This window comes from Amphiplicatus metriothermophilus, from assembly GCF_900199215.1.
Lineage (GTDB): Bacteria > Pseudomonadota > Alphaproteobacteria > Caulobacterales > Parvularculaceae > Amphiplicatus > Amphiplicatus metriothermophilus.
The window spans coordinates 323,158-348,734 of the sequence record NZ_FZQA01000001.1 but is presented as its reverse complement, the minus strand read 5'-3'; the positions used below and the strand labels follow the sequence as shown (position 1 = coordinate 348,734).

The window sequence follows — 25,577 nt, the reverse complement described above, 5'->3', positions numbered from 1 at the left end:
TCCGTCCTGATAGATCTTGCGCCGCCGACGCGACGGAGACTCAGCCGCGGCCGCGCTCAGCGGTTCGCCGGGCCGGCGTTCTTTTCCGCAGCGACGAGGTCGAGCGGCCAGGATGCGCTCACCCAGGCCCCGCCGGCTCCGGTTTCGTCCCGCCATTCGAGATTGTCAAATACGACCTTGGCCCCGGTGCGCTCAAGCAGGGTCTTGGCGATGAAGAAGCCGAGGCCCATGCCGGCCTTCCGGCCCGCCGGCGAGCGCGAGCGTCCCCGGGCGCTGACATAGGGCTCGCCTAGCCGGGCGAGGATCTCCGGGGCGAAGCCCGGGCCGTCGTCATGCACCGAAATCCGCAGTTCGTCGTCGTCCCACCGAGCGGCCACGAGGATCTTCGAGCAGGCGAAGGCCGCTGCGTTCTCAACGATGTTGCGCAGGCCGTAGATGATTTCGGGCCGCCGGCGCAGCACCGGCGGCGGCCCCGCGCCGATAGTCTCGTAAATGATCGCCGGCCCGCCCGGCTCTTCGGCGAAGGGCTCGGCCGCCTCGCGCAAGAGGGCGTCGACCGCGACGCGGTCATGCACGGCGTCGCCCCCTTCATGGCGGCGGGTCAGGCGGCTCAGGATGTCCCGGCAGCGCTCGGCCTGGCTGACGAGCAGCTTCGCGTCTTCTTCGAGCGCGCCCTGGCCGGCCAGCTCGTCGGCCATCTCCTTAGCGGTCACCTGGATGGTGGCGAGCGGCGTGCCGAGCTCATGGGCCGCCGCCGCCGCGAGCCCGCCGAGGGCGGAGAGCCGCTCCTCCCGGGCGAGCGCGAGCTGGGTGGCGGCCAGGGCGGTCTTCATCTGGGCGGCCTCGGCGGCAATGCGATGGGCGTAGGCGGCGAAGAAGACCACCGCGAAGGTGAGGGCGACCCAGACCCCTGCGATATAGATCCGCGGGAAGGTGAGGACCTCGCCCGGCCGCCAGGGCAAGGGCAGATGGGCGAGCGCGAGCAGGCTCACGCCGGCGATGGCGAGGCCGCCGACGAACATGGTCAGCCGCAAGGGCAGAACGCTCGCCGCGATGGTGACCGGGGCGAGAATGAGCGCCGCGAACGGGTTCTGCAGACCGCCCGTCGCATAAAGGAGCGCGCAAAGCTGAGCGATGTCGAAGGCGATGTAGCCCGCCGCCTCGCGATCGCTCAGCATGCGCTGCGGGGTATAGCGGAACATGGCGAAGAGATTGAGCCAGGCGCTCGCCGCGATCACGCCGAGGCAAAGCCCCAGCGGCGTCGGAAAGCCGAAACCGAAGTGAACGACGAGGACGGCCGCGGTCTGCCCCGCCACGGCCAGCCAGCGCAGGGCGGTCAGCGTGCGCAGCCGCACAGGGCCCCGCAGGGTCTGCAGCGCGCTTTCCACGTCCGCCTGGGCGTGCGGCGTTACGGCGGATCCGTCCCGGTTCAAATTCGCCTCCGCAAAGGTCTATAGAAGCGTTGGCGGCCGGCCGCCAGCTCGCGGCCGGCCTTGAGGAAAACCTTGAGGAAAACCATGCGCAGACGCAGCGGAAATCCGGGCGGAAGCTTGTTGATCGCGGCGCTGGCGGCGTTGACGCTCTCGGCCTGCGACCGGGGCGCGCCGGAAACGGCGATCCCGGAAGAGGCGGTCATCCGCCTGTCGGATCAGTTCACGAGCGATTTCGACCTCATCGACCAGCACGGCCGGCCTGTCGCCGACGAGGATTTTCGCGGCAGGACGATGGTCGTTTATTTCGGCTTTGCGACTTGTCCGGACGTGTGCCCCCTGGCGCTCGGCCTGCTCAGCGCCGCGCTCGACGAACTCGACGAGAACGAGCGCGAAAAGATCGCGCCGGTTTTCATCACCGTCGATCCCGAGCGCGACACGCCAGAGGCCCTCAAGGCCTATCTCGCGTTCGACGAGCGCATCATCGGGCTCACCGGCGATGCGGTGGCGGCGCGCAAGGCGCGGGAATCCTTCAAGGTCTACGCCTCGAAGCGGCCGCTGCCCGAGTCGGCTCTCGGCTATACGATGGACCATTCGAGCCTGTTCTACGTGGTCGACCCCCAGGGGCGGCCCCGGATCGCCGTCCACGATACGGTTAACGCCGAACAGCTCGCCGCGATCCTGCGCCGCCAGCTCTCCTGAAAACGCCGGCTGGCCTTTAACGGGTTGATGTGGAAGAGACTTTTTCGACGGACACATTTCCGTGTCCGGGGATGGGCGCGCGCCGCGGCGGCCCATGTTAACCCGGCGTCATAAATAATTGCCGCGCCGCGCCAAAGCATGGCATGGTTTCGTTTCGCGCCGGCGAAAAGAGCCGAATGACAAGAGCGAACAGCCGGTTGCGCCTGTTTTCGTCAGTAGGAGTTGAACGGGGGCCGTGCTTTATACCGCATACGAACTAGGCTACGCAGCCGTCGCGCCGGCGCGGCTGGCGGCCGGTCTCGGCGCCCGCTTCTGGCGTTCGCCGCTCAATCCGCTCGCCGACAGCTGGATGGCGCGGGCGAGCGCGGCGGCCCTCGACGTGTTCGAGAACGCCACCCGGCGATATCCGAAGCCCGAATGGGGTCTGGCCGAAACGAGCGTCAACGGGCGCGCCGTGCCCGTGACGATCGAGACGGTGAGGAAAAAGCCCTTCTGCTCGCTGCTGCATTTCCGCCGCGATCCGGAAGCGCTCGCGGCGGCGGGGGGCGGCGGCGACCCGGCGATGCTGATCGTCGCGCCGCTGTCCGGCCATCATGCGACGCTGCTGCGCGGCACGGTCGAGGCGATGCTGCCCGCCCACGACGTTTATGTCACCGACTGGACCGACGCCCGCCAGGTTCCCATCACCGAGGGGCGGTTCGATCTCAACGACTTCATCGACTATCTGATCGAATTTCTGCGGGTCGTCGGCCCGCGCGCCCACGCCATGGCTGTCTGCCAGCCGGGCCCGGCGCTGCTCGCCGCCGCCGCGCTGATGGCCGAGGACGAAGACCCTGCGCGGCCGGCCTCGATCACCCTCATGGGCAGTCCCATCGACACGCGCCGCTCGCCGACCGTTCCCAACCTGCTCTCGCAGGAGCGCCCTTACGAATGGTTCGAGCGCAACATGATCTACACCGTGCCCGCGCCCTATCCGGGCTTTCTGCGGCGGGTCTATCCGGGCTTCGTGCAGCTCTATTCGTTCCTGACGATGAATTCCGACCGGCATCTCAACGCCCATTACGACTACTTCCAGAATCTGGTGAAGGGCGACGGGGATTCGGCTGAGAAGCACCGGGCGTTCTACGACGAGTACCTGTCCGTGCTCGACATGACGGAGGAGTTCTATCTCCAGACCATTCGCGCGGTGTTTCAGGAGCATTCCTTGCCCGAGGGCAGACTCGTCCATCGCGGCCGGCGCGTGAAGCCTGAGGCGATCACGGACATCGCCCTGATGACCGTCGAAGGCGAGAACGACGACATCTCCGGAATCGGCCAGACCCAGGCCGCGCACGACCTGTGCGTCAACCTGCCCGACTATCTTCAGGAGGACTACGTGCAGCCGGGGGTCGGCCATTACGGCGTTTTCAACGGCTCGCGCTGGCGCGGCGAGATCCAGCCGCGAATCGAAGCCTTCGCGCGCAAGCACGATCTGGCGCGCGGCCGCCGCGAGCGCCTGCGCGTGGTGGCGAAGTAACGCCCGCGCGGTTTCGAGGGAAAACCGGTTCCCACCAATCCCGAAAGCGCTCTAATGTCGCCGCTCGGTTCGACCTGAATCCATAACATGCGGCCGCGACAAGAGCCGCAAAGGCAAGGGGATCGCCGTCATGGAAGCGTTTTTCGCCGTCGTCGACAACATCAGCGGGTTCATCTGGGGCGGCACCTGGAACGGCGAGCAGGCGCTGCCAGTCGGCTTTCTCGCGGTGCTGCTGCTCGGCACCGGTCTGTTCTTCATGATCCGGCTCGGCTTCCTGCCCTTGCGGCGCTTCCTGCCGGCGCTGGGCGAGTTGTGGGCCGGCCGGCGCGCGCAAGGAACCGAAGGCGCGATCACGCCCTGGCAGGCGCTGTCGACGGCGCTGTCGGGTCAGGTCGGCACCGGCAATCTCGCCGGCGTCGCCACGGCCGTGACCCTGGGGGGGCCCGGCGCGATCTTCTGGATGTGGGTGACGGCGCTGCTGGGCATGGCCTGCGCTTTCGCCGAATCGAGTTTGGCGGTGCATTTCCGCGAGACCCATCCTGTGACCGGGCGCATCCATGGCGGGCCGATGTATTACATCAAGCACGGCCTCAATAAGGGAAAATCGAAGTTCGGCGGCGCGTGGGGGTGGCTCGCCATCCTGTTCTGCATCGGCGCGGTCCTGTCCGCCATCGCGACGGGCGGCATGATCCAGTCCAACTCGATCGGCCAGGCGGCGAGCGAAGCGGCGCGCACCCTCGGCTTCAACCTGCCGCTATGGGTCGTCGGCCTCGTCGTCGCGGCGCTCACCTTTCTGGTCATCATCGGCGGCATCAAGTCCATCGGCTCCGTCGCCGGAAAACTCGTTCCGGCGATGGCGCTGCTTTACGTCCTCGCCGCCATCGTCGTGATCGCGCTGCACATAGAATATGTGCCGGCCGCCTTCGCGATGATCTTCACCCACGCCTTCGGGCTCGAGCAGGCGGTCGGCGGCGCGGCCGGCTACGGCATGCTCCAGGCGATCCGCTACGGCGTCGCGCGCGGGCTGTTCTCGAACGAGGCCGGACAGGGCTCGGCGCCCATGGCGCACGCCGCGGCGCGCACCGCCAATCCGGTGATGCAGGCCGAGATCGCCATGATCGGCGTCTTCATCGACACCATCGTCATCTGCACGCTGACGGCGCTGGTGCTGCTGACCGTGCCGGGCGACTTCAAGCGCAACCCGGCGCGCTTCGCGGCCGAATATTGCGTGGCCAAGGACTATGTCGCGCTGCCCGAGAACACGAATGTCGTGCAGATCTTCCCGAGCGCCTACGACCAGAACCGCGCTGAGATCATCGTCGCGCGCGGGGCCGAGGGACGCGCGCTGCTCGAAGAATGCCGCGCGAAGGGCGGCGACGTTTCCGACGAGGCGCTGCGCGCCGCCGTCGAGGACTATGTGACGCCCGTCCGCTTCGCCTGGCAGACCGACGCGGAGGCTTCCGGCGTGACGACCCGCGCCTATGCGGCGGGCATTCCCGGCGGGCAGTGGATCGTCGCCGGCGCGCTCTTCCTGTTCGCCTTCACAACCATTCTGGGCTGGTCCTATTACGCCGAGACCGCGACGACCTATCTCTTCGGCGAACGCGCGGCGATGCCTACGCGCTATATGTGGGTCGGCATCGTCTTTCTCGGCACGCTTGTCGCGAATACGGACGGCCTGTGGCGGCTGGGCGACATCGCCAACGCTTCCATGGCGCTGCCCAATCTCATCGCGATCCTGCTGCTGTCGGGCGTCGTGGTGTCGCTCGCCAAGCAATATGGCCGGAAGTAAGGGGCGGTGTCGCCTGAACTCTATCTCGCATTCATAGCGGCTTCGGCGCTTCTGATGCTGACGCCCGGGCCGACGGTCGCGCTCATCGTCGCCAACAGCGTCGATCACGGCGCGCGGGCGGGACTGTCGACCGTCGCGGGCTCCTGCGCGGCGATGATCCTGCATCTGGCGTTCGTCTGCGCCGGACTATCGGTGCTGCTCGCATCGTTCAGCGCGGCCTTCTTCTGGCTGAAGTGGCTGGGCGCGGCCTATCTGTTCTGGCTCGGCCTGCGGGCGCTCCTTGCGTCCGCGCCGTCCGCCGCGGCGGCGGCCCGCCCTGCGAAATCGGCGCGGCGGGCCTTCGTCGAGGCGTTTTTCGTCGCTCTGTCGAATCCGAAGGCGTTGGCCTTTTATGCGGCGTTCTTTCCGCTGTTCGTCGCGCCCGACAGGCCGGCCGGCCCGCGGCTGCTCGTCCTTTCGGCGACCTTTCTCGCCGTCGCCGCCGCGCTCGATTCAGGATGGGCGCTCGGCGCGTCCCGCGCGCGGCCGTTTTTTGCGCGCGCCGGGCGATGGGGAACCCGCATCGCTGGCGGCGTGCTCATCGCGGCGGCGGCTCTGGCCGGTCTGCGCCGCGCCTGATCGCGTCCTTGAAAGCGCAGCCGCGGCGTTTCCGTTTTGAGGAAAATGCTCTAGACCGGCGCCGCAGCATTCCACCCCCCGTGAAGGAGTCCACCCATGGCCCGCACCAAGATCGCGCTTATCGGTTCCGGCATGATCGGCGGCACGCTCGCCCATATCGCCGCCCAAAAGGAGCTCGGCGACATCGTCCTGTTCGACATCGCGGAAGGAATCCCGCAAGGCAAGGCGCTCGACATCGCCGAGTCCGCCCCGATCGACGGCTACGGCTCGCGGCTCAAGGGCACGCAGGACTACAAGGACATCGAAGGCGCCGACGTCTGCATCGTCACCGCCGGCGTGCCGCGAAAGCCCGGCATGAGCCGCGACGACCTTCTCGGCGTCAATCTCAAGGTGATGAAGGCGGTGGGCGAAGGGATCGGGCGATACGCCTCGAACGCCTTCGTCATCTGCATCACCAATCCGCTCGACGCAATGGTCTGGGCGCTGCAGAAATTCTCCGGCCTGCCCCACGCCAGGGTCGTCGGCATGGCGGGCATTCTCGATTCGGCGCGCTTCCGCTACTTCCTCGCCGAGGAGTTCGACGTGTCGGTCGAAAGCGTGACCGCCTTCGTCCTCGGCGGACATGGCGACACGATGGTTCCGCTCGTGCGCTACTCGACCGTGGCGGGCGTTCCGCTGCCCGATCTCGTCGAGATGGGCTGGACTACGCAGGAGCGCCTCGACGCCATCGTCGAGCGCACGCGCAAGGGCGGCGGCGAAATCGTCGCGCTCCTCAAGACCGGTTCGGCCTATTACGCGCCGGCGGCATCTGCGATTCAGATGGCGGAAAGCTATCTCAAGGATCAGAAGATGGTCCTTCCGTGCGCGGCGCATCTGACCGGCCAGTACGGCGTCGAGGACATGTATGTCGGCGTGCCGATCGTCATCGGCGAAAACGGCGTCGAACGCGTCGTCGAGGTGAAGTTCACGGCCGAGGAAAAGGCGATGTTCGATCATTCCGTCGCCGCCGTGCGCGAGCTGACGGACGCCTGCGTCAAGCTCGAGCCGGCCCTGAAATAGAGGCGCCGGCGTCTTCCGGGCGCGGCGCGGCGTCGTCGACGACGCGCCGCAGCCCCGGAACGCTCTGCGCCTGCTGACGATTCGCGCCGCGCCCCTATCGTCCGTAATCGGGTTGATAGCCGCTGTAGAAGCCTTGCGTGTAGCGCCGGCTTTTCTTGCCGTAGCCGGTATAAAAGCCTTGGGTGCGCAAGCGCTTCAGGCGCGGCCGGTATTCATGCACGATCCGAACCACGCGCTGGCAGGGCTCGGCGACGTTCGGCGCACCCGCTAAGACTTCTTCTGCTTCCGCCGCCGGCGCGCCGCGGGTGACGCGCACGCCGCGTTCGCTTTTCGTCGTCGCCGCGCTCGCCTCGCCGCTTCCGAGCTGCAGGCGCACGCCCGCCGCGCCGTCCTGCGCCAGCGCCGGCGCGGCCAGAAGCGACAGGAGACAGGTGCCGAGCCCGGCCTTCAGGGACAGCCTGTCCATAGCAACCTCCGCCATGACCCCGCCTCATGATGAGCCGCGTCCGCCCGCCGCGCAACGCATGTCGACGGGTGCGGCGGGATAATTTCGCCCGCGCAGCGGGTGTTTTCCCGCAGTGGGCGAAAGCGCGCCGCCGCAATTGCCTGCCGGGCGCGAAGCGCCGCATCTTCGTCGGCGATGAAGATCCTTTACTCGCACCGCACGCGCTCGGCCGACGGGCAATATGTCCACATCCGGGCGCTGACGGCGGCGCTCGCCGCGCGCGGCGTCCGCGTCTTTATGGCGGGTCCGGACGATTTCGGCGAGGATGCGGGCGAACGCCCGCTCGACGCGCGCGCCGGCGAGGATCCCTGGCGGCGACGCCTGCCAAGGGCGCTGCACGAGATCGCCGAGCTCGCCTATTCGCTTCCCGCCCATGCGCGGCTCGCCCGGGCGGCGCGGGCGTTCAGGCCCGACATTCTCTATGAGCGCTACAATCTCTTTCATCATGCGGGCGCCTGGCTCGCCCGCCGCCGCGGCCTGCCCTTTCTGCTGGAGGTCAACGCGTCGCTCTCGCTCGAGCGCGCCGGGCATGGCGGGCTCGCATCGCCGGGTCTCGCCTGCGCGAGCGAGCGCGCGATCTGGCGCGCGGCGGACATGGCGCTGCCGGTCTCGTTGGCGCTGGCGCGGCTCGTCGAGGACGCAGGCGTTCCGCCGGAGCGCATCGCGGTCATCCGCAACGGCGTCGAGCGCGCCTTCCTCGAGCCGGCCGATCCTGCGCCGGCGCGGGCGCGCTACGGCCTTGAAGGCAAGATCGTTCTCGGCTTCGCCGGCTTCGCGCGCGACTGGCACGGACTCGACCGCGTTCTGCGGTATCTCGCCGCGCGCCGGCGGGACGACCTCGTCTTCCTGCTCGTCGGCGACGGGCCGGCGCGCGCCTCGCTAGAGGCGCTCGCCGGCCGGTTGGGCGTGGAGGGCCGGTTCATCCTCGCCGGCGTCGCCCAGCGCGAGGCCATGCCGGGGCTGATCGCCGCCTTCGACGTCGCCCTCCTGCCGGCCGCGACCCCCTACGCCTCGCCGCTGAAGCTGACGGAATATATGGCGCTCGGCCGCGCCATCGTTGCGCCCGATCAGGCCAACATCCGCGAACTCGTGGAGCCGGGCTGCGAGGCGCTGCTCGCCCCGCCTGAGGACGACGGCGCTTTCTTCGCCGCGCTCGACGCTCTCGTCGACGATGCGGACCTGCGCGTCCGGCTCGGGGCGGCGGCCCGCGCGCGTGTTCTTCGCGACGAATTGACGTGGCCGGCCAATGCGGCGAGGGTCGAACGCCTCGCCGCCAGCCTCCTGGAGCGCCGCTCATGAGCCTTCGTCTGGAGACGGAACGCCTGCTCCTTCGCCCCCTCGCGCCGGAGGACGTCGACGCCTATTGCGCAATGATGGCGCATCCGGATGCGGCTCGTTTTCTCACTCCCGATGGCAAGCCGCAGGACCGGCCGGCCGCCTGGCGCGGCTTCGCTACGCTCATCGGCCACTGGGCGATCCGCGGCTACGGCATGTTCGCCGTCGTCGAGAAGGATAGCGGCGACGTGGTCGGACGGGTCGGCCCATGGATGCCGGAGGGCTGGCCCGGTCTCGAATGCGGCTGGGGGATAGCGCCTGAGCGTTGGGGCAGGGGCTATGCGCCCGAGGCCGCAGTCGCCGCGATCCGGTGGACCTTTGACCGCTTTCCCGATCTTCCGCGCATCATTTCGGTGATCGATCCGCGCAATGAGAACAGCCAGGCCGTGGCGCGCAAGATCGGCCAGGAAAAAACCGGCGAAGCCTTCTCCTTCTGGGGCCTTTCGCTCGACATCTGGGCGGTCGAGCGCGAGGCGTGGCTCGCGCGGTTCGGGTAAATTCGCCGCGCCCTCTTGTCATTTGCGCAGGATTGACGATTTGATTTCGCGCTGCTCGCAAGGGCCGAGCCGCGGGGCCGCCGCCCTCTGATCGCCGGCCGGAGACTGTGAAGATGCTGCTCGTGAGCACCTATGTGGCGCCCAGCGCGGTGGAGGGGGTTGGCGTTTTCGCCGCCGAGCCGATCAAGAAAGGGACCGTGATCTGGCGTTTCGAGCCGGAATTCGACCGGCTCATCCCCATGGACAAATATCTGTCCGCGCCACCCTATCTGAAGGATCTTCTCGACCGTTACGCCTATCCGAGTCCCGATCGGCCAGGCTTCATCGTCTATGAAGTCGACAACGGTCGCTTCATGAACCATTCGGAAACGCCGAATACGGATTTTTCGGACTTCGGCGGGGCGCGCGCGATTCGCGATATCGAGGCGGGCGAGGAGCTGACCTGCAATTACGGCGACTTCTTCAAGGATTTCGAGCTCTTGCCCAATCTCGCCGAGCGCGCGAACGGCGAGAAATAGCTGCGGCGATCGCTGCTGACATTTTCAGGCGAATAGCGGTTTTGAATGAATTCGGCGGCAGGCGCAGCGTTTTCTTCCAATGCGGCGCGCCGGCGTGCAGGCATGTGGCGCAAAAAGGCCGCTGGACGAGTCCTCCGTTAACGCAGAGCGCACGCCGGTCCGCTTGACGCGCCCGCGCGCGCAGTCATTATGCCGACATTCCGCCGCCGCATCCGAAAGTCCGTCCATGCCGTTTCGTCTTCTCTCGATCCCTGCCGCTGCGCTTGTTTTCTTCGCCGTCGCTGCCGTCGAAGCTCAGACCGACTCCGCGCCCTACACGAACGCCCAGCGCGAAACGGCCGACCGGCTGATCGACCGGGCGCTTGAAGACGACACGGCGTGGGACATTCTTGAAAGCCTGACCACCGAAGTCGGCCCGCGGCTCGCCGGCTCGGAAGCCGAAGCGCGGGCTCGCGACTGGGCGGCGCGCAAGATGAAGGCGCTGGACTTCAAGAACGTCCGCATCGAGACCTTCGAGCTGCCCTATTGGAGCCGGACGCGCGAAAGCGCCGAGATCGTCGCGCCTTTCGCCCAGCCGCTCGCGGTCGCCGCGCTCGGCGGTTCGGTCGCGACGCCAGAAGGCGGCGTCGAAGGCGAGATCGCGCGCTTCGAGACTTTGCAGGATTTGATCGACGCGCCGATGGAAGGCCTTGAAGGCAAGATCGTCTTCGTCGACGAGATCATGACCCGCACGCAGGATGGGTCGGGCTACGGCGCGGCGGTCGCCAAGCGCTCCGGCGCGGCGCGCGAGGCGGGCAGGCGCGGCGCGGCGGCCGCGCTCATCCGCTCGGTCGGCACCGACAGCCATCGCCTGCCGCACACCGGCATGATGCGCTACGCCGAGGGGATGACGCCCGTCCCCGCAGCCGCGCTCTCGAATCCGGATGCGGACCAACTTGCGCGGGCGCTCAGGCTCGCAGACGGTCCGGTGAGGGTCCGCCTCGACATTGGCGTCGAGACGCGCGAGCGCGCGATTTCCGGCAACGTTATCGGCGAAATCCCAGGGCGTACGGATGAAATCATCGTCATCGGCGGCCATCTCGACAGCTGGGATCTCGGCACAGGCGCGGTGGATGACGGCGCGGGCGTAGCCGTCACGATGGCCGCGGCCAAGCTCATCGACGATCTGACCGGCAAGCCGAAGCGCACCATCCGCGTCGTTCTGTGGGGCGCTGAGGAAGTCGGACTGGTCGGCGCGAGAGCCTATGCCGAAGCGCATGAGAGCGAACTTGACCGGCACGTCCTCGCTTCGGAGTCGGATTTCGGCGCGGGGCGCGTCTGGCGCTTCCAGTCGCGCTTCGGCGAGGCCGCGCTGCCCAAGGCGGCCGCGATCGCGCGGGTTCTGCGCCGGCTCGGCGTCGGGCCGGGCGACAACAACGCTTTCGGCGGGCCCGATGTCGGACCCTTGCGCGCGGCCGGCGTCCCGGTCTTCACGCTAGCGCAGGACGGCTGGGATTATTTCGACCTGCATCACACCGCCGACGACACGCTCGACAAGGTGGAACCGGAAGCGCTGAAACAGAATGTCGCCGCTTGGGCGGCGACGGTCTATCTCGCCTCGGAGATGGAAGGCGGTTTCCGCGACCATGCGACGGAAGGGTCGGCGGCCGGCGCGAGCCGATAGGCGCGAAGCAGACCGGAGTCCGGCCCGGACGGTTGGATTCGGAACGGCGACGCACACGGAAAGTCAGCAGACGACGGGCTTCGCCCGTCAAACGACGGCGCGCAGGCGCGACCGTTCCGCAATGGCGAAAACCTCATCCACGCCTTCCGCGAACGTGATCTCGCGGAGCAGCTCAACGGGCGCGAATCCGGCTTCAACCATATGCTCGAACAGGCTCCGCAAAGGGTTCCAGAAGCCGTTGATATTGACGGCGACGATCGGCTTGTCGTGCAGCGACAGCCGCGCCCAGGATAGCGTCTCGACAAGTTCTTCGAGGGTGCCGATGCCGCCGGGCAGCGCGACGATCACGTCCGATTCCTCGAACATCAGCATCTTGCGTTCGTGCATGGTCTGCACGACCTTATGGTCGACGCCTTCAAGAATGCCTTCCACGGCGACGAGAAATTCGGGAATGACGCCGAAAACCTTGCCGCCGGCGTCGCGCGCGGCGCCGGCCGCCGCGCCCATCAGGCCCATCTTGCCTCCGCCATAAACGATCCTGCATCCCCGGCGGGCGGCCTCGCGGCCCAGCGTTTGCGCGGCGCGAAGATGCTCGGGGTCATGCCCGGGGCGTGACCCGCAGTAAACGCATAGAGATTTCATAGGCTTATCGAGAACTGTTTGTTGCACGCCATTGTACGCGCAACGCCCTGCCGGTAAAGTAAAATTCCCGCGCCGATGCGGGTTCGCCGTTGGGAGGGACCATGCGCGTCCTCATTATTTTCGTCCTTCTGCTCGTCCTCGCCTTCATCGCCTGGAAAGCCGCGGAGCGTTACCTCGTGGAGCCTTCCGCGCCGCCGCCGCAGGAACAGACGACCCCGCCGGAGGTCGAAGAGGCGCCGGAGGCGGCCAAACCGGCGCTTCCAGCTTTCGACATCGTGCGCGTCGACCGCACCGGCTATGCGGTGATCGCCGGCCGCGCCAAGCCCGGCGCCGAGGTGACGGTCTATGCAAATGACGGGCCGCTCGCGACGACGACGGCTGAACCTGACGGCTCATGGGTCGTCACGACCGAAACGCCGCTCGACGCCGGCCCTGTCGAGCTCAGCCTATCCATGACGACCGCGGACGGTCAGACCGTGCGCTCAGAGGAGACGATCGTGATTTATGTGCCTGAGCGGCCGGGTGATCGCCCGCTGGTGCTGCGCACCACGCCGGGGGGCGCGACGGAAGTGCTGCAGGAGCCGCGCGATCCGGAAGGCGGCCTCGGGCCGTTGACGCTCGACACGATCGACTATGACGATTCCGGCGCCGTCATTTTCACCGGCCGCGCCGAGCCCGGCCGCGTCGTGCAGCTTTTCATCAACCGCCAGTTTCTCGATCAGACGACTGCGGACGAAACCGGCCGCTGGATGATGACGCCCAATCGGCAGATCGCGCCGGGCGTTTATACGCTGCATCTCGTCCAGCTCGACGAGAACGGGCGGCCCGCCTACGCCATCGAAGTTCCCTTCGAACGCGCGCGGCCGGACCAGATCGTCTTCCGCGACGGCAAGGTCGTCGTACAGCCTGGCAACAGCCTGTGGCGCATCGCGCGCCGGGCCTACGGCCGCGGGGCGCAGTACACGATCATCTACGAAGCGAACGCCGACCAGATTCGCGATCCCGACCTCATCTATCCCGGTCAGATTTTCGACGTTCCGGAAACGGAGGAAGAAGAGGGAGACGAAGATAGGCGATAAGCGGGCGCGACCGGATCGCGGTTTCTCGCTTCGCCATGCGCGGAGGCGGCGCGCGCTGGAATGTCATGCGCTACAGCGTCGGGCGCTAAATCCGGTCCGCCCGATTCTGTTGATTCCCTAGCGATCGCGCCGGGTTGGGAAAAACCGGTTCCCGCTTTTTCGCCGCGGCGCTCTAGCTCTCCGCGCGCCACTTCACCTGATACAGGTCGAAGCGGCGATCCTTGAAATTCTGCACCGCGCCGGACTGGCGGCTGACGAGCAGATCGTCGAGGCTGAGGTCGGAAATCGCGATCGTCTCGGTGTTAGCGGCGGTGTCGGCCGCGACCCCGTCGCGAGCGAAAGGAAAGTCGGAGGGCGTCAGGATGCAGCTTTCCGCATAGTGAATGTCCATGTTCTCGACGTTCGGCAGATTGCCGACGACGCCTGACAGCACCACATAGCACTGGTTCTCAACGGCGCGCGCCTGACAGCAATACCGCACCCGCACATAGGCGCGCCGTTCGTCGGTGCAGAATGGAACGAATAACAGCAGCGCGCCCTGGTCGACGAGCTGTCGGGCCACTTCCGGGAACTCGGAGTCGTAACAGATCATCACGCCGATCGGGCCGCAGTCGGTCTGAATGACGCGGGCGTCGCGTCCGCCCTTGATGTTCCACCAGCGCCGTTCGCCAGGCGTCGGGTGCAGCTTGTCCTGGCTGTAGACCGCGCCGTCGCGCAGGAAGACGTATGACGTGTTGCGGATGTCGCCGTTGCCGACTCGGGTCGGGTGCGTGCCGCCTATGATGTTGATGTTGTAGGAAACGGCGAGCTTCTCCATGAAGGCGCAGAAGCGATCCTTATATTCCGCTATATGGGCGATCGCTTCGGCCGGCGCGAGTTTCTTCGGCTCCAGCGAGAGAAGCTGCAAGGTGAAAAGCTCCGGGAACGTCACGAAATCGGCGCGGTAGTCGGCGGCGACGTCCACGAAATATTCGATCTGCTCCTCGAACTCCTCGATCTTGGAGATCCGCCGCATCTGGAACTGCACCGTCGCCACGCGCACGCTCGCGGGCAGACGCCGGCCAGGCCGCGCCGGGGCGGTCTGGCGGGCTTCCGGAGCGAGCGGATTGCGCCAGATCATATGCGTGGCGTAGCCGAGGGAATCTCTGTCGCTGGGCAGATAATTCGCCAATACGCCGACCGGCTCGAATTGCTGGGAGAGCTGGAAATTGATGACAGGATCGCGCAGCCGCTTGTCGAGCACCGCCTGTACATAGCTCATCGGGTCTGGGTAATCCTTCGCGCGCCGCGCATAGCCCGGCATCCGACCGCCGAAGACGATGCCTTTGAGCTCCCAATATTCGCACAGCTCCCGCCGCGCCTGATAAAGCCGCTGGCCGATGCGCAGCCGGCGGTAGTCCGGGTGGACGTTGACGTCCATGCCGTACAGATAATCTCCCTCCGGATCGTGTCGCGAGGCGAAACCGCCGCCGGTGATTTCCACCCAGCTATGGGGCGCGAGCGCAAGATCCTCGCTGATGATGAAGGTCGCGCAGTGGCCGACGATCTTCGATTCATATTCGGCGACGAACTGGCCGTCGGGAAAGTTGTTTATCTGGCCGCGCAACATCGCCTCGTTATAAGCGTTGCCCTCGCCATAGACCGCATGCGACAGCTCGACGATGGCGGGAATGTCGTCGAGGGTGGCGTTGCGCACGATCAGCTTGGCTTTGCTTAAGGCGTCCGTCATAAAACAACCTTTCCCCGGCCGGCGGACCGGGCCTTCGCCGCGTTTCCTGCCTTGTGTTTGGCCGCTGGGCGCGGAAAACTCAACCGGCAGGCCGGGCGGACCCGCCGGTTCAGGGCCGATGGCGTACGTTTTATGGATCAGCTTATCACCACTCGCAAAGGACCGATCGTCAGGCTCGCCTTCAACCGGCCTCGGACGCTCAACGCCTTCTCGCCGGACATGCTCAAGGCGCTGATCGCGGCGATCGGCGAGGCCACGCAGGATCAGAACACGCGCGTGATCGTGCTCGAGGGCGAGGGACGCGCCTTTTCGGCCGGGGTCGATCTGAAGGCGCTGCAGGGCGCGGCGCCGGTCGCCGGGCGCATAGCGCATGTTTTCGACGAGGCGGCTCAGTCCGCCGCCGAAACGGTGCGCTGCTGCCGGTTGCCCGTCATCGCCAAAGTGCACGGCTATTGCTTCACTGGCGCGCTGGAGCTGGCGCTGCATTGCGACTTCATTTTCACGACCGTCGATACGAAGTTCGGCGACACCCATGTGAAATGGGGGCTGCGTCCGACCTGGGGCATGAGCCAGAACCTCGCTCGCGCAGTCGGCGTGCGCCGGGCGCGCGAGCTTTCCTTCTCCGCCCGGACTTTCACCGGCGCCGAGGCCGAAGCGTGGGGCCTCGCCAATGCGGCGGTCGCGGACAAGGCGGCGCTCGACGCGCTTGTCGAGACGCGCGCCGGCGAGATCGCGGCGGCGAGTCCGGGCGCGGTCGCCGCCTATAAGAAGCTCTATCGTCTGCATGAGGAATACCGCCCTCTCGAAGATGCGCTCGTCGAGGAGATCAGGCAGGACTTTCCCGAGATCACGGATACGGTCGAGCGCCTGAAAGGATTCGGGGCATGACGGCGCCCCGGCTGCTCGTGGACATCGTGACGGATTTCGTCTGTCCCTGGTGCTATGTGGGCCTGCGCGCCTTTAAGGCGGCCAGAGCCGATCTTGAGGGCGCCTATCAGGTTCTGCCGCGATTTCGCGCCTATCAGCTCAACCCCGGCGCGCCCGAGGAAGGCGTCGACCGCGAGGCGCATTACGCAGAGAAATTTCCCAGCGCCTCGTTCCGCGCCGCCATGCGCGCGCGCCTGATCGAGGCGGCGGCCGAGGCGGATTTCGCCTTCGATCCGGGTCGGCCTAAGCGCGTGCCTAATACGGTGATGGCCCATCAGGTGCTGCGCTGGGCGCATTTCGACGGGCTGCAGGAGGCGGTCGCGTTCAAACTTTACGAAGGCTTCTGGGCTGAGGATTGCGATCTCGGCGATGCGAAGACCCTCAGTCGGCTCGCCGGCGAAGCCGGCATGGACGAAGCCGAGATCGCGCAAAAACTTGAGACGCGCGTCGATCGGGAAGCCGTCGAAATAGAAGCCGCGATGATGCGCGCGGCCGGCGTGACGGGGGTGCCGACCTTCATCGTCAATGAGCGGGCGGGTTTTTCGGGCGCCTTGCCGCCGCGCGGGCTCGCCGCGGCGCTGCGCAAGGCGGCCGACGCCGGGGCGAAGGCGGCGCGATGAAAGGGCTGCTGTCCGCCCCGATATTGGCCGCCTCGGCGATGGTGATCGCCGGCGCGCTTCCCGTTTCTGCGGGTGTCAAGCCTGGCGACGCCGCGTCCCTCACGCGGGCGATCGCCGACGCCGAGGACGGCGCGCGGCTGGTCGTGCCGGCCGGCGAATACGCGCTGACGGACGTCAAGCTGCCGCGCAGCCTGACCCTGGTCGGCGAGGGCGCTGTCGTCTTCCGCGCGGCCGGACCGGTCGAAAAGGGAATTCTCAATCCGCTCGAAGGAGTCTCGCTCCGCGTGGAGAACATCTCATTTCGCGGCGCGCGCTCTGCAGATCTAAACGGCGCCGGCATCCGCCATGACGGCGCAGATTTGACCGTCATCGATTGCGCGTTCTATGAAAATGAAAACGGCGTTCTTGCGACCGGAGTCGAGACGGGGCGCATACGGATTTCAGGCTCGTTCTTTATCGGCAACGGTCATGGCGACGGTTACTCGCATGGGATTTACGTCGTACGCGCCGAAAGCCTGACCGTCGAGTCGAGCCGTTTCGAGGCGACGAGGGTCGGCCATCACGTGAAAAGCCTCGCTCGGCGCACCCTCATTCTCGGTTCACATTTCGATGATACGGGCGGACGCACCAGTTACGCGCTTGATGTTTCGGCGGGCGGCGACGTCGTCTTCGCCGGCAACACGGTCGTGAAGTCGGCCGACGCAGACAACGCCGCGATCGTCAATTACGATCTCAGTCGCGGCGGCGCGGCGCTGGGCTTGCGGGTCGAGAGCAACCAGATCGTGAATCGGCATCCTGCCGCCATATTATTGCGCAATCGGGCCCGGCTTGCGCCGGTCGTGAAGGACAACCAGATCGTGAATGAAGGCCGGGGCGGGCTCAGGCTTGTGGTCAATTAATGCGCGAGGATTCGCTGGAGATTAAGCCTTTCATGCCGCCGCAACGGAAGGAAAACGGCGTTCGTCGCGCGCCCGCTTGACGCGCGGCCCGTCCCGATGTGTAGTTTCGCCCGCGACTATTGTTTTGGCCGCTCTTCAAGACGACCGCCTACGGCCAGCCTTCGAAAGACTCCAAGACATGGTTGCCTGGACTACCCGCGTCCGCGGACGCAAACGACGCCATGAAAGGAGATCGACGATGGCGAACGGAACGGTCAAGTGGTTCAACGCGACGAAGGGCTACGGCTTCATCGCGCCGGACGAAGGCGGCAAGGATGTGTTCGTGCACATCACCGCCGTTCGCGCGGCCGGGCTGCAAGCCCTTCAGGACGGCCAGCGCGTGAGCTACGAGCTCGCCACCGAACGCGGCAAGACGTCGGCGGCCAATCTGAAAGCGCTTTAACGGCTTTTGGACGCGCGCTCCCGCCGTTCAGGGGGAGCGCAAGCCGCAGTGCGAAACAAAGAAGCCGGCGTCGAAAGACGCCGGCTTTTTTGTGGTTCGGATCGGAAAGAATGTTCGATCAGAACTCGCCGCGCACCGCGAATTTGAAATTGCGGCCCGGCAACGGCGCGACGTCCTTCAGGAAGGACGTATGAAGCCGCGCTTCTTCGTCGGTCAGGTTCTCGCCAGACAGACGCAACGAGAGCCTGCGCGCCGTCGCGAACGGCCGCAAGGTCAGATAGGCGTTGACCAAGGTATAGCCGTCGGTCGGCAGTTCGAAGGCGGCGACGTCGTCCTGGTCGGCCGCCCATTCGACCTCCGCGCGCAGATCCGCCCATTCCGAGCGCGCTTCGAGACCGACGAGCGTCGAGAGTGGCGGAATGCGCGGCAGATCGTCGTCGGTCTGCCCTCTTGTCGTGGCTCGAACATAGTCGATTCCGGCATCGCCATGAATGTCGAAGGCGCCAAGCTGGAACAGCTCCGCCTCGAACTCGGCCTCGAAGCCGCGAAAGGCGGCGTTTGCGGCCATGAACTGGAAAACCGGCAGCCCGTCTTCTTCCTCGCCCGTCTGGGCCTCGAAGATAAAGTCGTCATAGTCCGTATAAAAACCGTTTATACGGAAGACGAAACGATCCGTAAGAATCCGCGCCGCCGCCTCCACGCCGAGCGCGGTTTCTTTGCCGAGCGTCGGGTCGCCTACCTCGAAGGCGCCCGTCGCGAGGTGAGGACCGTTCGAGAACAGCTCCTCCGTCGAAGGCGCGCGCTCGGTCCGAAAGGCCGTGACGCCGAGGAACAGGCTCTTCGTCGGCTTCACGCCGACTCCGCCGGAAACGGACAAGCCGTCGAAGCTCCGCTCGAAGCCGGTCTCGACGACCCTGTGGCTCGTATTTTCATAGCGGCCGCCGAGCTCGAAGCGCCATGGCCCGGTCGTCAGCTCCTTAACGGCGAATACGCCGTATTGAGAGGATTTCGCCGGCAGGGTGAAGGCCTCTTCGCCGAGCGCCGAGAAATCGCGCAGCCTCCATTGGAAGCCGACCGCGCCGTCGAGCGCGGCGCCGGCCAGGCTCCTTGTCTTGTCGATCAATTCTAACCGGCCTTCCCAGCCCTCATTCGAGAAGACCGTGCCGACTTCCCCGCTCGGTTCGATCTCCTTATGCTCATAGTCTGCGTAGCCGACCCGCAGCTTGGCCTTCTTGAAAAGCGCAAAGTCGCCGTCGACCTCGCTGCGGAAGTCGATACGGCGCTGACGCAGGTCGATAGTTACGCCGCCTTCTTCCTCCGCCTCGCCGTTCTCTTCCTCCTCTTCATGCGCGTGGCCGCCGGGCACGCCGTAAAGCGTGTCCGCGAAGGAGCCGGACACGCCCGCAAAGCCGCGATCGAAAATCCATGACAAGCCCGCTGCGCCGCTCTTGGTCTCGAAAGCGGTGTTTTCAAGAACGCCGAAGGCTTCCTCCTCATCGTGATCGTCATGCTCTTCCTCTTCGAGCGCGCGCAGGCGCGCCGATTCGGCGAACCCCGGAATGTCGTAATCTTCCGCCTCGCGATACGCGCCGTCGCCATGAAAAACGAGCGCGCCGCCGCCGAGCTCGCCAAGGCGGATGTCAAAGGCGCCGGCGGCCTCGACGCCGTCATCGGCAGTCGATCCGCCCACGCGCAAGGCGCCGTCGACGCCGTCTTCCGGCAGTGTCGTCGGAATGCGTCCGTCGAAGACGTTGACGACGCCGCCGGCCGCCGACGAACCGTAGAGCAGCATCGCCGTGCCGCGCACGATCTCGATCTTTTCGGCGGTCGCCGGCTCGACCGCGACCGCATGGTCAGGGCTCGTGGCGGACGCATCGATGGAGCCGATCCCCGCGCTCAGCACCCGAATGCGGTCGCCGCCCAGGCCGCGGATCACGGGACGGCTCGCGCCCGGTCCGAAATAGGTCGACGACACGCCCGGCTCGCGCCGCAGAGTTTCGCCGATGGTGTTCGCGAGATTGCGCTGTAGCGCCTCGCCGGAAAGCGATGAGACGCCGATGATGGTTTCCTCCGCCGGGCGTTCGAGGGGCGAGGCGGTGACGACGATCTCGTCGGAGCGCACCGGCTCGAGCGCGCCGACGGGCGTCCAAACCAAAGGGGCGGCGACGGCCGAAGCCGCCGCATAACGTAACAGATGCGATTTCACTGACATGATTGTTCCCAAGCTGATCGAATGAGCGAAGTCGCGGCGCGCGAATGCGGGCCGCAGGATGCGACGCAAAATTTGACGATCAGCCGAGAGGCGGGGCGCGCGGCGGGGGATCGGCGCTTGCCCGCCGCGGCGCGGGCGCAGGCGCGCTCGGAGCCGGCGTCTGGAGCGGCGGGCGAAACTCGATCTCGACAAGAACGAGGGGCGTTGCATCGGCGTGCTTCGAGCGATCGCCGACGAAATGGTAGGCGCAGCTTGTCTGCTCGTGCGCCGGGGCCATGCCTTCGTCGGAGCTGGCGTGCGCCACGGCGAGGACTTGCGCAAGCGCGAGATAGATTGCGGCGGCGAGGATCGCGGCGGACCGCAGCCCGCCGTTCCCGTCGATCCGGATGGCGCGCCCGAAGGCGTTCGTCATCGCAGGTTCCCCGCTTGGCCATGGAGCGCGCGTTCGCGCCTTGGCCGTTATCTTGTCACATGATTAGCGCGCCAGGCGCGGTCTTGCAATGCGCTCGCGACGCCTGCTTCCGGGCGGCGGCGCGTTTCGTCGCGCCAGGCTAACGGCTTATCGCTTTGCGCTGACGGCGGGTGCCGTCGCCGCGCGGCGCGTCGCCCTGGCCGCGGCCGGACGCGATAGGGTCCATGCTATCGCGAAGCCGGTCAACATGCCCGGCATCCCTTCATAGACGGCCTCGTGCAGGCCGGCCGCGCGCCAGGCGAGCGCGGTCGCGACGCCGCCGATCATGGCGGCGACGGCGCTCGCCTCGCCGATGCGACGCTTGAGCGCATAGATCGCCAGCAGCGGGCCGAAGGCCGAGGCGAGCGTCGACCAAGCGAGAATAACCAGGCTGAACACGCTGCGATTCTCGTCGAGCGCGAAGGCGAGGGCTGCGAGCGTCACTGCGGCCGTCGCCGTCTTCAGCGCCCAGGAAGATTCGACCCGTTCAGGCAAAAGGTCGTGCGTGATCGCCGCCGAGCAGCTCAGAACGAGGGAGTCGGCCGTCGACATGGTGGCCGCAAAGATGCCGGCGAGAATCATGCCGACGAAGATCGCGGGCAACAGCTCCAGCGCCATGGTCGGCAGGGCGAGCTCAGGATCGAGCGCGCCCAGATCGGGCAGATAAAGCCGCGAGAGCATGCCGACGCCTGTCGCGAGCGCGTAAAAGAGCGTGAAGTAGCCATAATACCACGCCCGCGCGCGGGTCATGTTGTCCGGTTTGTCGAGCGCCATGAACCGCACCATGATATGCGGCTGTCCAATTACGGACAGCCCGGCGAACATCCAGCCGATGACGAAAAAGACCACGCCCGCCGCGCCTGGCAGGATGAGGTCCGGCGGAAACCAGTCGAGAAAGCCGGGGATCTCTCCCATCTGCGCAAGGGCCGTCTGCGGCCCGCCGAGACCCGTCACGCCGGCGACGAAGAGCAGGCTCATCGCGCCCAGCATGACCAGCGACTGCGCGGCGTCTGTCCAGATGGAGGCGCGGATGCCGCCGGCGGCGCTGTAGGCGAGGATCATGACAGCCGAGGCGACCGCGCCGGTCTTTGGGTTCCAGTCGAGCACGCCCTGCAGCGCCTTGCCGCCGGCGCTGATCTGCGCGGCCGCATAGGCGCCCAGAAACACGACCATCAATATGGCGGCGATGCGACGCCAGACCGCGAAGCCGTCGTTGTTCCAGGCTGCGAGGACGGCTGCGAACGAGGCTTCCTTCGTGCGCGCGGTCGCTTCGCGCAGGCGCCGGTGTATGAACAGCGAAGCGATATAATCGCCAAGGATCCAGCCGACCATCAGCCAGATCGCCGCGAGCCCTGTCGCATAGGTGAAGCCGATGACGCCGATGAACATATAGCCGGAGTTGTTGGTGGCGACCGCCGACAAACCGGCCAACCAGGGACTCACCTCGCGCCCCGCAAGGTAGTAGTCCGTGCGCGTTTTTTTCGCTTTCAGCGCGGAAGCCAGGCCGACGCCTATGAACAACGTCAGAAAGGCGACGAAACTTGCTATGATCATGCCGGTTCCGGCCATGAATCCCCTCCTCTCAGCGTCGCTCCGACAGCGGCGACGGCGCGATTGGGCGCCGAAGCGCGCTTACTCGTCCGAAACGGCGTCTTCCTCCTTGCGAACGGCCGCGTTTTCGAGATCCATCGTCACGTCGGTCGCAAGCGGCTCGGCGAGAGGGGCGAGCTGGTTTTCATTTTCTTGCGACCACATAGCGAAAGCGAATAGCCGCGCGCGCCTGGCTTCGTCGTTCTCTGCGCTCTCGCGTCGGAAGACGTAAAGACCGTGATTGTTCACGAAATAGGTATGCTCGCCAAACGCCTGCCGGAGGGCTTCGAAGGCGGAATGGTCTTCGGCGATGGCGACAAGGTCGGTGCTTTTTTCGACAGAGCCGATTTGAAATGCGTCAAGCAGCATGATGCGCCTCCTTTTTACGGAAAGGGCGGCCGTCGGCCGCCCCCTCCTCGCGTGCGTACCAGTCGGAGCGAAGGCCGCGCCGAGTCACGCCGCCTCTTTCGCGTCGCCGTTGCGCGGCGAGCGGATTTCGTCCTCTTTTTCGACGAGCGCGCGGTGAAGCGCTTTCACGCTCTTGGTGAAGTCAGACTCGTCGACCACGAACTGGATGTCGACATGGCGCATGAGCTGGTGCAGTCCGAGCGTTTCGACGCCCGCCTCGGCGAGCGCGCGGCTCGCGGCGGCGGTCAGTCCCGGAACTTTCAGATCGCTGCCGATGGCGGACACGATGGCCACCTTCCGGGTCGTGATCGCCGCAGAAGGAAACTTCTCCTGAAGGTCGCTCACGACGCGCTTCACCGTCTTTAGCGGGCATTCAAGGTAGTGAGTGATCGTGTTGGCGTTGGAGATTTTCGAGACAATGCGCGCGTTATGGCGCTTGAGCGCATCGAGAATGGCCGAATCGTAGCCCTTCTCGCCGACCATGTCCTGTTCGAAGAATTCGAGCGCCATGACCGATTTGAGTCCGGTGATGATCTCCGTGCGCGGCGTTTTCGAAACATAGTCGCTCGTGATGACCGTGCCTTCGTCTTTCGGGTCGAAGGTGTTCTTCACGCGCAGCGGAATCGCCGCCTGGCGCAGGCCCTTGGCGGCGCGGGGATGGATCGCCTCCATGCCCATATTGGAAAGCTGGTCGGCGACGTCGTAATTGGTGCGCCCGATCTTGCGCACCTTATCGGCGCCGGCGATCTTGGGATCGGCGCTCGACAGATGGAACTCCTTGTGGATGATCGCCTCGCGCGCGCCGGTAAGCACGGCGACGCGCGAAAAGGTCACCTCGGTGTAGCCGCGCCCGAAACGGCGCACCATGCCCGAGTCGCATTGGGCGTAGCCGGTGAGGATCGGCAATTCGCTCGCCGGGTCCACGCGGTCGAGCGCCGCCACGATGCGATCATCAAGCGAAAGATGCTCGGTATCGCGCCAGCCAGTGAGATCGACGAAGGTTGCGTTGACGCCCTTCTGGCGCAGCAGAAGCGCGGTATTGTGCGCGCTGTGCGCCTCGCCGAGCGCGGCGAGCATCTCGCGCACCGTCTCGAGGTGCTCATTAAGTCGGAACTGGCCGTAGGAGCACAGCCGGTGCAGGTCGAGCAGGCAGCTCCTGACGCCCTCGATCCGGTCGCGCACGAAAGCGTCTGCCGATTGCCGGTCGGCGTGGTCGCCGAATATGTCGGCGTTGATCTTGCGCATCAGCTCGCCGGCCTCGCTCAACGCGTCGCCCCAGGCCCATTCGGTTTCAGCACTGGAGAAAAGCGCGTAAACGCCCGGTTCGCCCGATTTTTTGTCTTCAAGCAGCTTGTTGGTGACGCCTGCATAGGCCGATACGACGAAAACGCGATTGTAAAGTTCGTCGCCTTTTCGTCGTCCGATGAGCACGTTGTCGAGCAGCGCGTCAGCGGCCGCCATAGACGTGCCGCCCACTTTCTCGACCGTGTGTTCGCCTTTGAATTTGTCGAGAGTCATTGTCGGCCCCCTTTTAAGCCGCGTCGGCGACAAGCCGACCTTCGACCGGCGAGATCGCGCTTGTATTCTCCCGCGCGCCGATGAACTCCGGACGCGGGCGTTCCGGCCCGAACGGCGCGACGAGTCTGTTCGACATCGCATTATAGACGAAAAAGGCGTTCGAACGCGGAAACGGCGTGATGTTCGAGTTCGACCCGTGCATGGTGTTGCAATCGAAGATCACCACTGTTCCGGGCGGGCCGCAGGGGGCCGCGACGCCGCCGCTGGCCAGCCTGGCGAGCGTTTCATGATCCGGCACGCCGTATTCCTGCTTCTTGAGAGACTGCTTGTAATGATCTTCCGGCGTTTCGCCGACGCAGGCGGCATAAAGCTTGTGCGAGCCGTTCATGAACATGGTCGGGCCGTTGACCGGCGTGTTCTCGGTGAGGAGCACCGACATGGACAGGGCGCGCATGCGCGGCATTCCGTCCTCCACATGCCAGGTCTCGAAGTCCGAATGCCAATAGAAGTCCTTGCCCTCGAAGCCCGGCTTGTAGTTAAGGCGCGACTGATGGAGATAAACCTCATCGCCGAGAAGAAACTGCGCGACGCGCGCCAGGCGCGCGTCCACAGCGAGCCGTCCGAACAAGGCGCTTTGGCGGTGAAGCATGAAGACGGAACGCACCGCGCCGGAAGTCGGCTCGGTGATGAGCGTTTCCTCCTCAAGGGGCGCGCGGCCCGAGCGAAGCCGTTCGGCTTCCGCCTGCAAGGCGGCGATTTCCGACGCGTCGAATACGTCCCTCAAAACGAGAAAACCGTTGTCGCGGTAATGCTCCACGTCCTCGCGCGACAGCGGCGCGGCCGGCGACCATTCGCTATAGACGACCGGGTCACGCCGCTCGATGATCTGCGGGCGCGAGGTGATCCGCGACGGATAAAGATCTTCAACCATGGCTCCTTTCGCTTTCTGTATGGGGCGTCCCTGAGGCGGCCCCGCTGGGCCCTTGCCGGGGCGCGTCCATACGGGGCGGCCTTTTACGAAGGGCGGCGCCTATACGGGCTCCGCCTCCAGCGGATAGGCCCCAGTTTCATCATGGACTTCGCGGCCCGTGACCGGCGGATTGAACACGCAGGCCATCTGCATTTCTTTGCGGGCTCGAAGAATGTGGCGGTCGTGCTTGTCGAGCGCGTAAATCACGCCCGGCCGGATCTGATGAATCTCGCCGGTGGCGCAATCCTCGATATCGCCTTCGCCAGAAATGCAGTACACCGACTCAAGGTGGTTCGCGTACTGCATCTCCAGCTCGGCGCCCTCATGGATAGTGGTTATGTGGAATGAAAACCCCATTCCGTCATCCTTGAGGAGCAAGCGCACGCTGTGCCAGCCATCCGAATCGATGCGCCGGCGCGAGTTCACCGCTTCGTTATAATCGCGAACGATCATGT

General features: G+C 66.0%; 25 protein-coding genes. 14 read left to right on the top strand and 11 right to left on the bottom strand.

Annotation, left to right across the window (positions count from 1 at the left end):
* Positions 1-56: 56 nt before the first annotated feature.
* Positions 57-1,433, bottom strand: a complete 1,377-nt coding sequence (locus CHB64_RS01750) for an ActS/PrrB/RegB family redox-sensitive histidine kinase (RefSeq protein WP_200815197.1) — start codon at positions 1,431-1,433, stop codon at positions 57-59.
* An 84-nt stretch (positions 1,434-1,517) separates the two neighbouring features.
* Between CHB64_RS01750 and CHB64_RS01745 the strand changes: the two genes are divergently transcribed.
* The 5 genes from CHB64_RS01745 to mdh all read left to right on the top strand — a co-directional run bounded on the left by CHB64_RS01745 (position 1,518) and on the right by mdh (position 7,117).
* The gene (locus CHB64_RS01745; RefSeq protein WP_089410859.1) at positions 1,518-2,132 is read left to right on the top strand and encodes an SCO family protein; all 615 of its coding nucleotides are present in this window, start codon (positions 1,518-1,520) and stop codon (positions 2,130-2,132) included.
* Positions 2,133-2,367: 235 nt separating this feature from the next.
* Positions 2,368-3,648 carry a polyhydroxyalkanoate depolymerase gene (locus CHB64_RS01740; RefSeq protein WP_089410858.1) on the top strand — a complete coding sequence of 427 codons (1,281 nt, stop codon included), beginning with the start codon at positions 2,368-2,370 and terminating at the stop codon, positions 3,646-3,648.
* A 130-nt stretch (positions 3,649-3,778) separates the two neighbouring features.
* A complete protein-coding gene (locus CHB64_RS01735; protein ID WP_089410857.1) occupies positions 3,779-5,440 on the top strand; it encodes an alanine/glycine:cation symporter family protein in 1,662 nt (553 codons plus the stop codon).
* A 6-nt stretch (positions 5,441-5,446) separates the two neighbouring features.
* On the top strand, positions 5,447-6,058 hold the full coding sequence (locus tag CHB64_RS01730; RefSeq protein WP_200815196.1) for a LysE family translocator: 612 nt from the start codon (positions 5,447-5,449) through the stop codon (positions 6,056-6,058).
* A 96-nt stretch (positions 6,059-6,154) separates the two neighbouring features.
* Entirely contained in the window at positions 6,155-7,117 is a 963-nt protein-coding gene (gene mdh / locus CHB64_RS01725) for a malate dehydrogenase (RefSeq protein ID WP_089410856.1), read from the top strand.
* Between the two features lie 94 nt (positions 7,118-7,211).
* Here mdh and CHB64_RS01720 read toward each other — a convergent pair whose 3' ends face one another.
* Entirely contained in the window at positions 7,212-7,598 is a 387-nt protein-coding gene (locus CHB64_RS01720; RefSeq protein ID WP_143265916.1) for a hypothetical protein, read from the bottom strand.
* 159 nt (positions 7,599-7,757) lie between these two features.
* On the opposite strand from CHB64_RS01720, the gene CHB64_RS01715 reads away from it, so the two are divergent.
* The 4 genes from CHB64_RS01715 (at position 7,758) to CHB64_RS01700 (ending at position 11,635) form a co-directional block, all read left to right on the top strand.
* Positions 7,758-8,921, top strand: a complete 1,164-nt coding sequence (locus tag CHB64_RS01715) for a glycosyltransferase family 4 protein (RefSeq protein WP_089410854.1) — start codon at positions 7,758-7,760, stop codon at positions 8,919-8,921.
* A complete protein-coding gene (locus CHB64_RS01710; protein WP_089410853.1) occupies positions 8,918-9,454 on the top strand; it encodes a GNAT family N-acetyltransferase in 537 nt (178 codons plus the stop codon). Before CHB64_RS01715 ends, CHB64_RS01710 begins: the two co-directional genes overlap by 4 nt.
* Positions 9,455-9,567: 113 nt before the next feature.
* The gene (locus tag CHB64_RS01705; RefSeq protein WP_089410852.1) at positions 9,568-9,972 is read left to right on the top strand and encodes an SET domain-containing protein; all 405 of its coding nucleotides are present in this window, start codon (positions 9,568-9,570) and stop codon (positions 9,970-9,972) included.
* A gap of 226 nt (positions 9,973-10,198) precedes the next feature.
* Positions 10,199-11,635 (top strand): M20/M25/M40 family metallo-hydrolase, encoded by a 1,437-nt coding sequence (locus CHB64_RS01700; RefSeq protein WP_183233962.1) that lies wholly within the window; start codon positions 10,199-10,201, stop codon positions 11,633-11,635.
* An 87-nt stretch (positions 11,636-11,722) separates the two neighbouring features.
* Here the strand turns inward: CHB64_RS01700 and CHB64_RS01695 are convergent, their stop codons facing one another.
* Positions 11,723-12,277, bottom strand: a complete 555-nt coding sequence (locus CHB64_RS01695; protein WP_089410851.1) for an LOG family protein — start codon at positions 12,275-12,277, stop codon at positions 11,723-11,725.
* Between the two features lie 101 nt (positions 12,278-12,378).
* Here CHB64_RS01695 and CHB64_RS01690 point away from each other — a divergent pair, with 101 nt between their 5' ends.
* Positions 12,379-13,356, top strand: coding sequence for an Ig-like domain-containing protein (locus CHB64_RS01690; RefSeq protein WP_089410850.1), 978 nt, complete (start codon positions 12,379-12,381; stop codon positions 13,354-13,356).
* A 172-nt stretch (positions 13,357-13,528) separates the two neighbouring features.
* Here the strand turns inward: CHB64_RS01690 and CHB64_RS01685 are convergent, their stop codons facing one another.
* Entirely contained in the window at positions 13,529-15,085 is a 1,557-nt protein-coding gene (locus CHB64_RS01685) for a carbon-nitrogen hydrolase family protein (RefSeq protein ID WP_089410849.1), read from the bottom strand.
* 132 nt (positions 15,086-15,217) lie between these two features.
* On the opposite strand from CHB64_RS01685, the gene CHB64_RS01680 reads away from it, so the two are divergent.
* The 4 genes from CHB64_RS01680 to CHB64_RS01665 all read left to right on the top strand — a co-directional run bounded on the left by CHB64_RS01680 (position 15,218) and on the right by CHB64_RS01665 (position 17,973).
* Positions 15,218-15,973, top strand: a complete 756-nt coding sequence (locus tag CHB64_RS01680) for an enoyl-CoA hydratase/isomerase family protein (RefSeq protein WP_089410848.1) — start codon at positions 15,218-15,220, stop codon at positions 15,971-15,973.
* Positions 15,970-16,632, top strand: a complete 663-nt coding sequence (locus CHB64_RS01675; RefSeq protein WP_089410847.1) for a DsbA family oxidoreductase — start codon at positions 15,970-15,972, stop codon at positions 16,630-16,632. The genes CHB64_RS01680 and CHB64_RS01675 overlap by 4 nt, the downstream gene beginning before the upstream one ends.
* A complete protein-coding gene (locus CHB64_RS01670; RefSeq protein WP_089410846.1) occupies positions 16,629-17,531 on the top strand; it encodes a right-handed parallel beta-helix repeat-containing protein in 903 nt (300 codons plus the stop codon). The genes CHB64_RS01675 and CHB64_RS01670 overlap by 4 nt, the downstream gene beginning before the upstream one ends.
* Before the next feature lie 238 nt (positions 17,532-17,769).
* Positions 17,770-17,973, top strand: coding sequence for a cold-shock protein (locus CHB64_RS01665; RefSeq protein WP_089410845.1), 204 nt, complete (start codon positions 17,770-17,772; stop codon positions 17,971-17,973).
* A gap of 118 nt (positions 17,974-18,091) precedes the next feature.
* On the opposite strand, the gene CHB64_RS01660 is transcribed toward CHB64_RS01665, so the two are convergent.
* The 7 genes from CHB64_RS01660 to CHB64_RS01635 all read right to left on the bottom strand — a co-directional run bounded on the left by CHB64_RS01660 (position 18,092) and on the right by CHB64_RS01635 (position 25,575).
* A complete protein-coding gene (locus CHB64_RS01660) occupies positions 18,092-20,185 on the bottom strand; it encodes a TonB-dependent receptor (RefSeq protein ID WP_159462370.1) in 2,094 nt (697 codons plus the stop codon).
* Positions 20,186-20,264: 79 nt separating this feature from the next.
* Positions 20,265-20,597 (bottom strand): hypothetical protein, encoded by a 333-nt coding sequence (locus CHB64_RS15185; RefSeq protein ID WP_159462369.1) that lies wholly within the window; start codon positions 20,595-20,597, stop codon positions 20,265-20,267.
* Positions 20,598-20,744: 147 nt separating this feature from the next.
* Positions 20,745-22,205, bottom strand: a complete 1,461-nt coding sequence (locus tag CHB64_RS01655; protein WP_200815195.1) for a sodium/proline symporter — start codon at positions 22,203-22,205, stop codon at positions 20,745-20,747.
* Between the two features lie 63 nt (positions 22,206-22,268).
* Positions 22,269-22,595, bottom strand: coding sequence for a hypothetical protein (locus CHB64_RS01650; RefSeq protein ID WP_089410843.1), 327 nt, complete (start codon positions 22,593-22,595; stop codon positions 22,269-22,271).
* 84 nt (positions 22,596-22,679) lie between these two features.
* A complete protein-coding gene (locus tag CHB64_RS01645; protein WP_089410842.1) occupies positions 22,680-24,152 on the bottom strand; it encodes an aspartate kinase in 1,473 nt (490 codons plus the stop codon).
* 13 nt (positions 24,153-24,165) lie between these two features.
* Complete coding sequence (thpD, locus tag CHB64_RS01640) at positions 24,166-25,083, bottom strand: ectoine hydroxylase (RefSeq protein ID WP_089410841.1); 918 nt, start codon at positions 25,081-25,083, stop codon at positions 24,166-24,168.
* A 99-nt stretch (positions 25,084-25,182) separates the two neighbouring features.
* A complete protein-coding gene (locus tag CHB64_RS01635) occupies positions 25,183-25,575 on the bottom strand; it encodes an ectoine synthase (protein WP_089410840.1) in 393 nt (130 codons plus the stop codon).
* Positions 25,576-25,577 lie beyond the last annotated feature (2 nt).

Coding starts and splice junctions, on each gene's coding strand:
- CHB64_RS01745 (WP_089410859.1), top strand. CDS start 1,518: ATGCGCAGACGCAGCGGAAATCCGGGCGGAAGCTTGTTGATCGCGGCG.
- CHB64_RS01735 (WP_089410857.1), top strand. CDS start 3,779: ATGGAAGCGTTTTTCGCCGTCGTCGACAACATCAGCGGGTTCATCTGG.
- mdh (WP_089410856.1), top strand. CDS start 6,155: ATGGCCCGCACCAAGATCGCGCTTATCGGTTCCGGCATGATCGGCGGC.
- CHB64_RS01720 (WP_143265916.1), bottom strand. CDS start 7,598: ATGGCGGAGGTTGCTATGGACAGGCTGTCCCTGAAGGCCGGGCTCGGC.
- CHB64_RS01715 (WP_089410854.1), top strand. CDS start 7,758: ATGAAGATCCTTTACTCGCACCGCACGCGCTCGGCCGACGGGCAATAT.
- CHB64_RS01710 (WP_089410853.1), top strand. CDS start 8,918: ATGAGCCTTCGTCTGGAGACGGAACGCCTGCTCCTTCGCCCCCTCGCG.
- CHB64_RS01705 (WP_089410852.1), top strand. CDS start 9,568: ATGCTGCTCGTGAGCACCTATGTGGCGCCCAGCGCGGTGGAGGGGGTT.
- CHB64_RS01700 (WP_183233962.1), top strand. CDS start 10,199: ATGCCGTTTCGTCTTCTCTCGATCCCTGCCGCTGCGCTTGTTTTCTTC.
- CHB64_RS01695 (WP_089410851.1), bottom strand. CDS start 12,277: ATGAAATCTCTATGCGTTTACTGCGGGTCACGCCCCGGGCATGACCCC.
- CHB64_RS01690 (WP_089410850.1), top strand. CDS start 12,379: ATGCGCGTCCTCATTATTTTCGTCCTTCTGCTCGTCCTCGCCTTCATC.
- CHB64_RS01685 (WP_089410849.1), bottom strand. CDS start 15,085: ATGACGGACGCCTTAAGCAAAGCCAAGCTGATCGTGCGCAACGCCACC.
- CHB64_RS01680 (WP_089410848.1), top strand. CDS start 15,218: ATGGATCAGCTTATCACCACTCGCAAAGGACCGATCGTCAGGCTCGCC.
- CHB64_RS01675 (WP_089410847.1), top strand. CDS start 15,970: ATGACGGCGCCCCGGCTGCTCGTGGACATCGTGACGGATTTCGTCTGT.
- CHB64_RS01670 (WP_089410846.1), top strand. CDS start 16,629: ATGAAAGGGCTGCTGTCCGCCCCGATATTGGCCGCCTCGGCGATGGTG.
- CHB64_RS01665 (WP_089410845.1), top strand. CDS start 17,770: ATGGCGAACGGAACGGTCAAGTGGTTCAACGCGACGAAGGGCTACGGC.
- CHB64_RS01660 (WP_159462370.1), bottom strand. CDS start 20,185: ATGTCAGTGAAATCGCATCTGTTACGTTATGCGGCGGCTTCGGCCGTC.
- CHB64_RS15185 (WP_159462369.1), bottom strand. CDS start 20,597: ATGACGAACGCCTTCGGGCGCGCCATCCGGATCGACGGGAACGGCGGG.
- CHB64_RS01655 (WP_200815195.1), bottom strand. CDS start 22,205: ATGGCCGGAACCGGCATGATCATAGCAAGTTTCGTCGCCTTTCTGACG.
- CHB64_RS01650 (WP_089410843.1), bottom strand. CDS start 22,595: ATGCTGCTTGACGCATTTCAAATCGGCTCTGTCGAAAAAAGCACCGAC.
- CHB64_RS01645 (WP_089410842.1), bottom strand. CDS start 24,152: ATGACTCTCGACAAATTCAAAGGCGAACACACGGTCGAGAAAGTGGGC.
- thpD (WP_089410841.1), bottom strand. CDS start 25,083: ATGGTTGAAGATCTTTATCCGTCGCGGATCACCTCGCGCCCGCAGATC.
- CHB64_RS01635 (WP_089410840.1), bottom strand. CDS start 25,575: ATGATCGTTCGCGATTATAACGAAGCGGTGAACTCGCGCCGGCGCATC.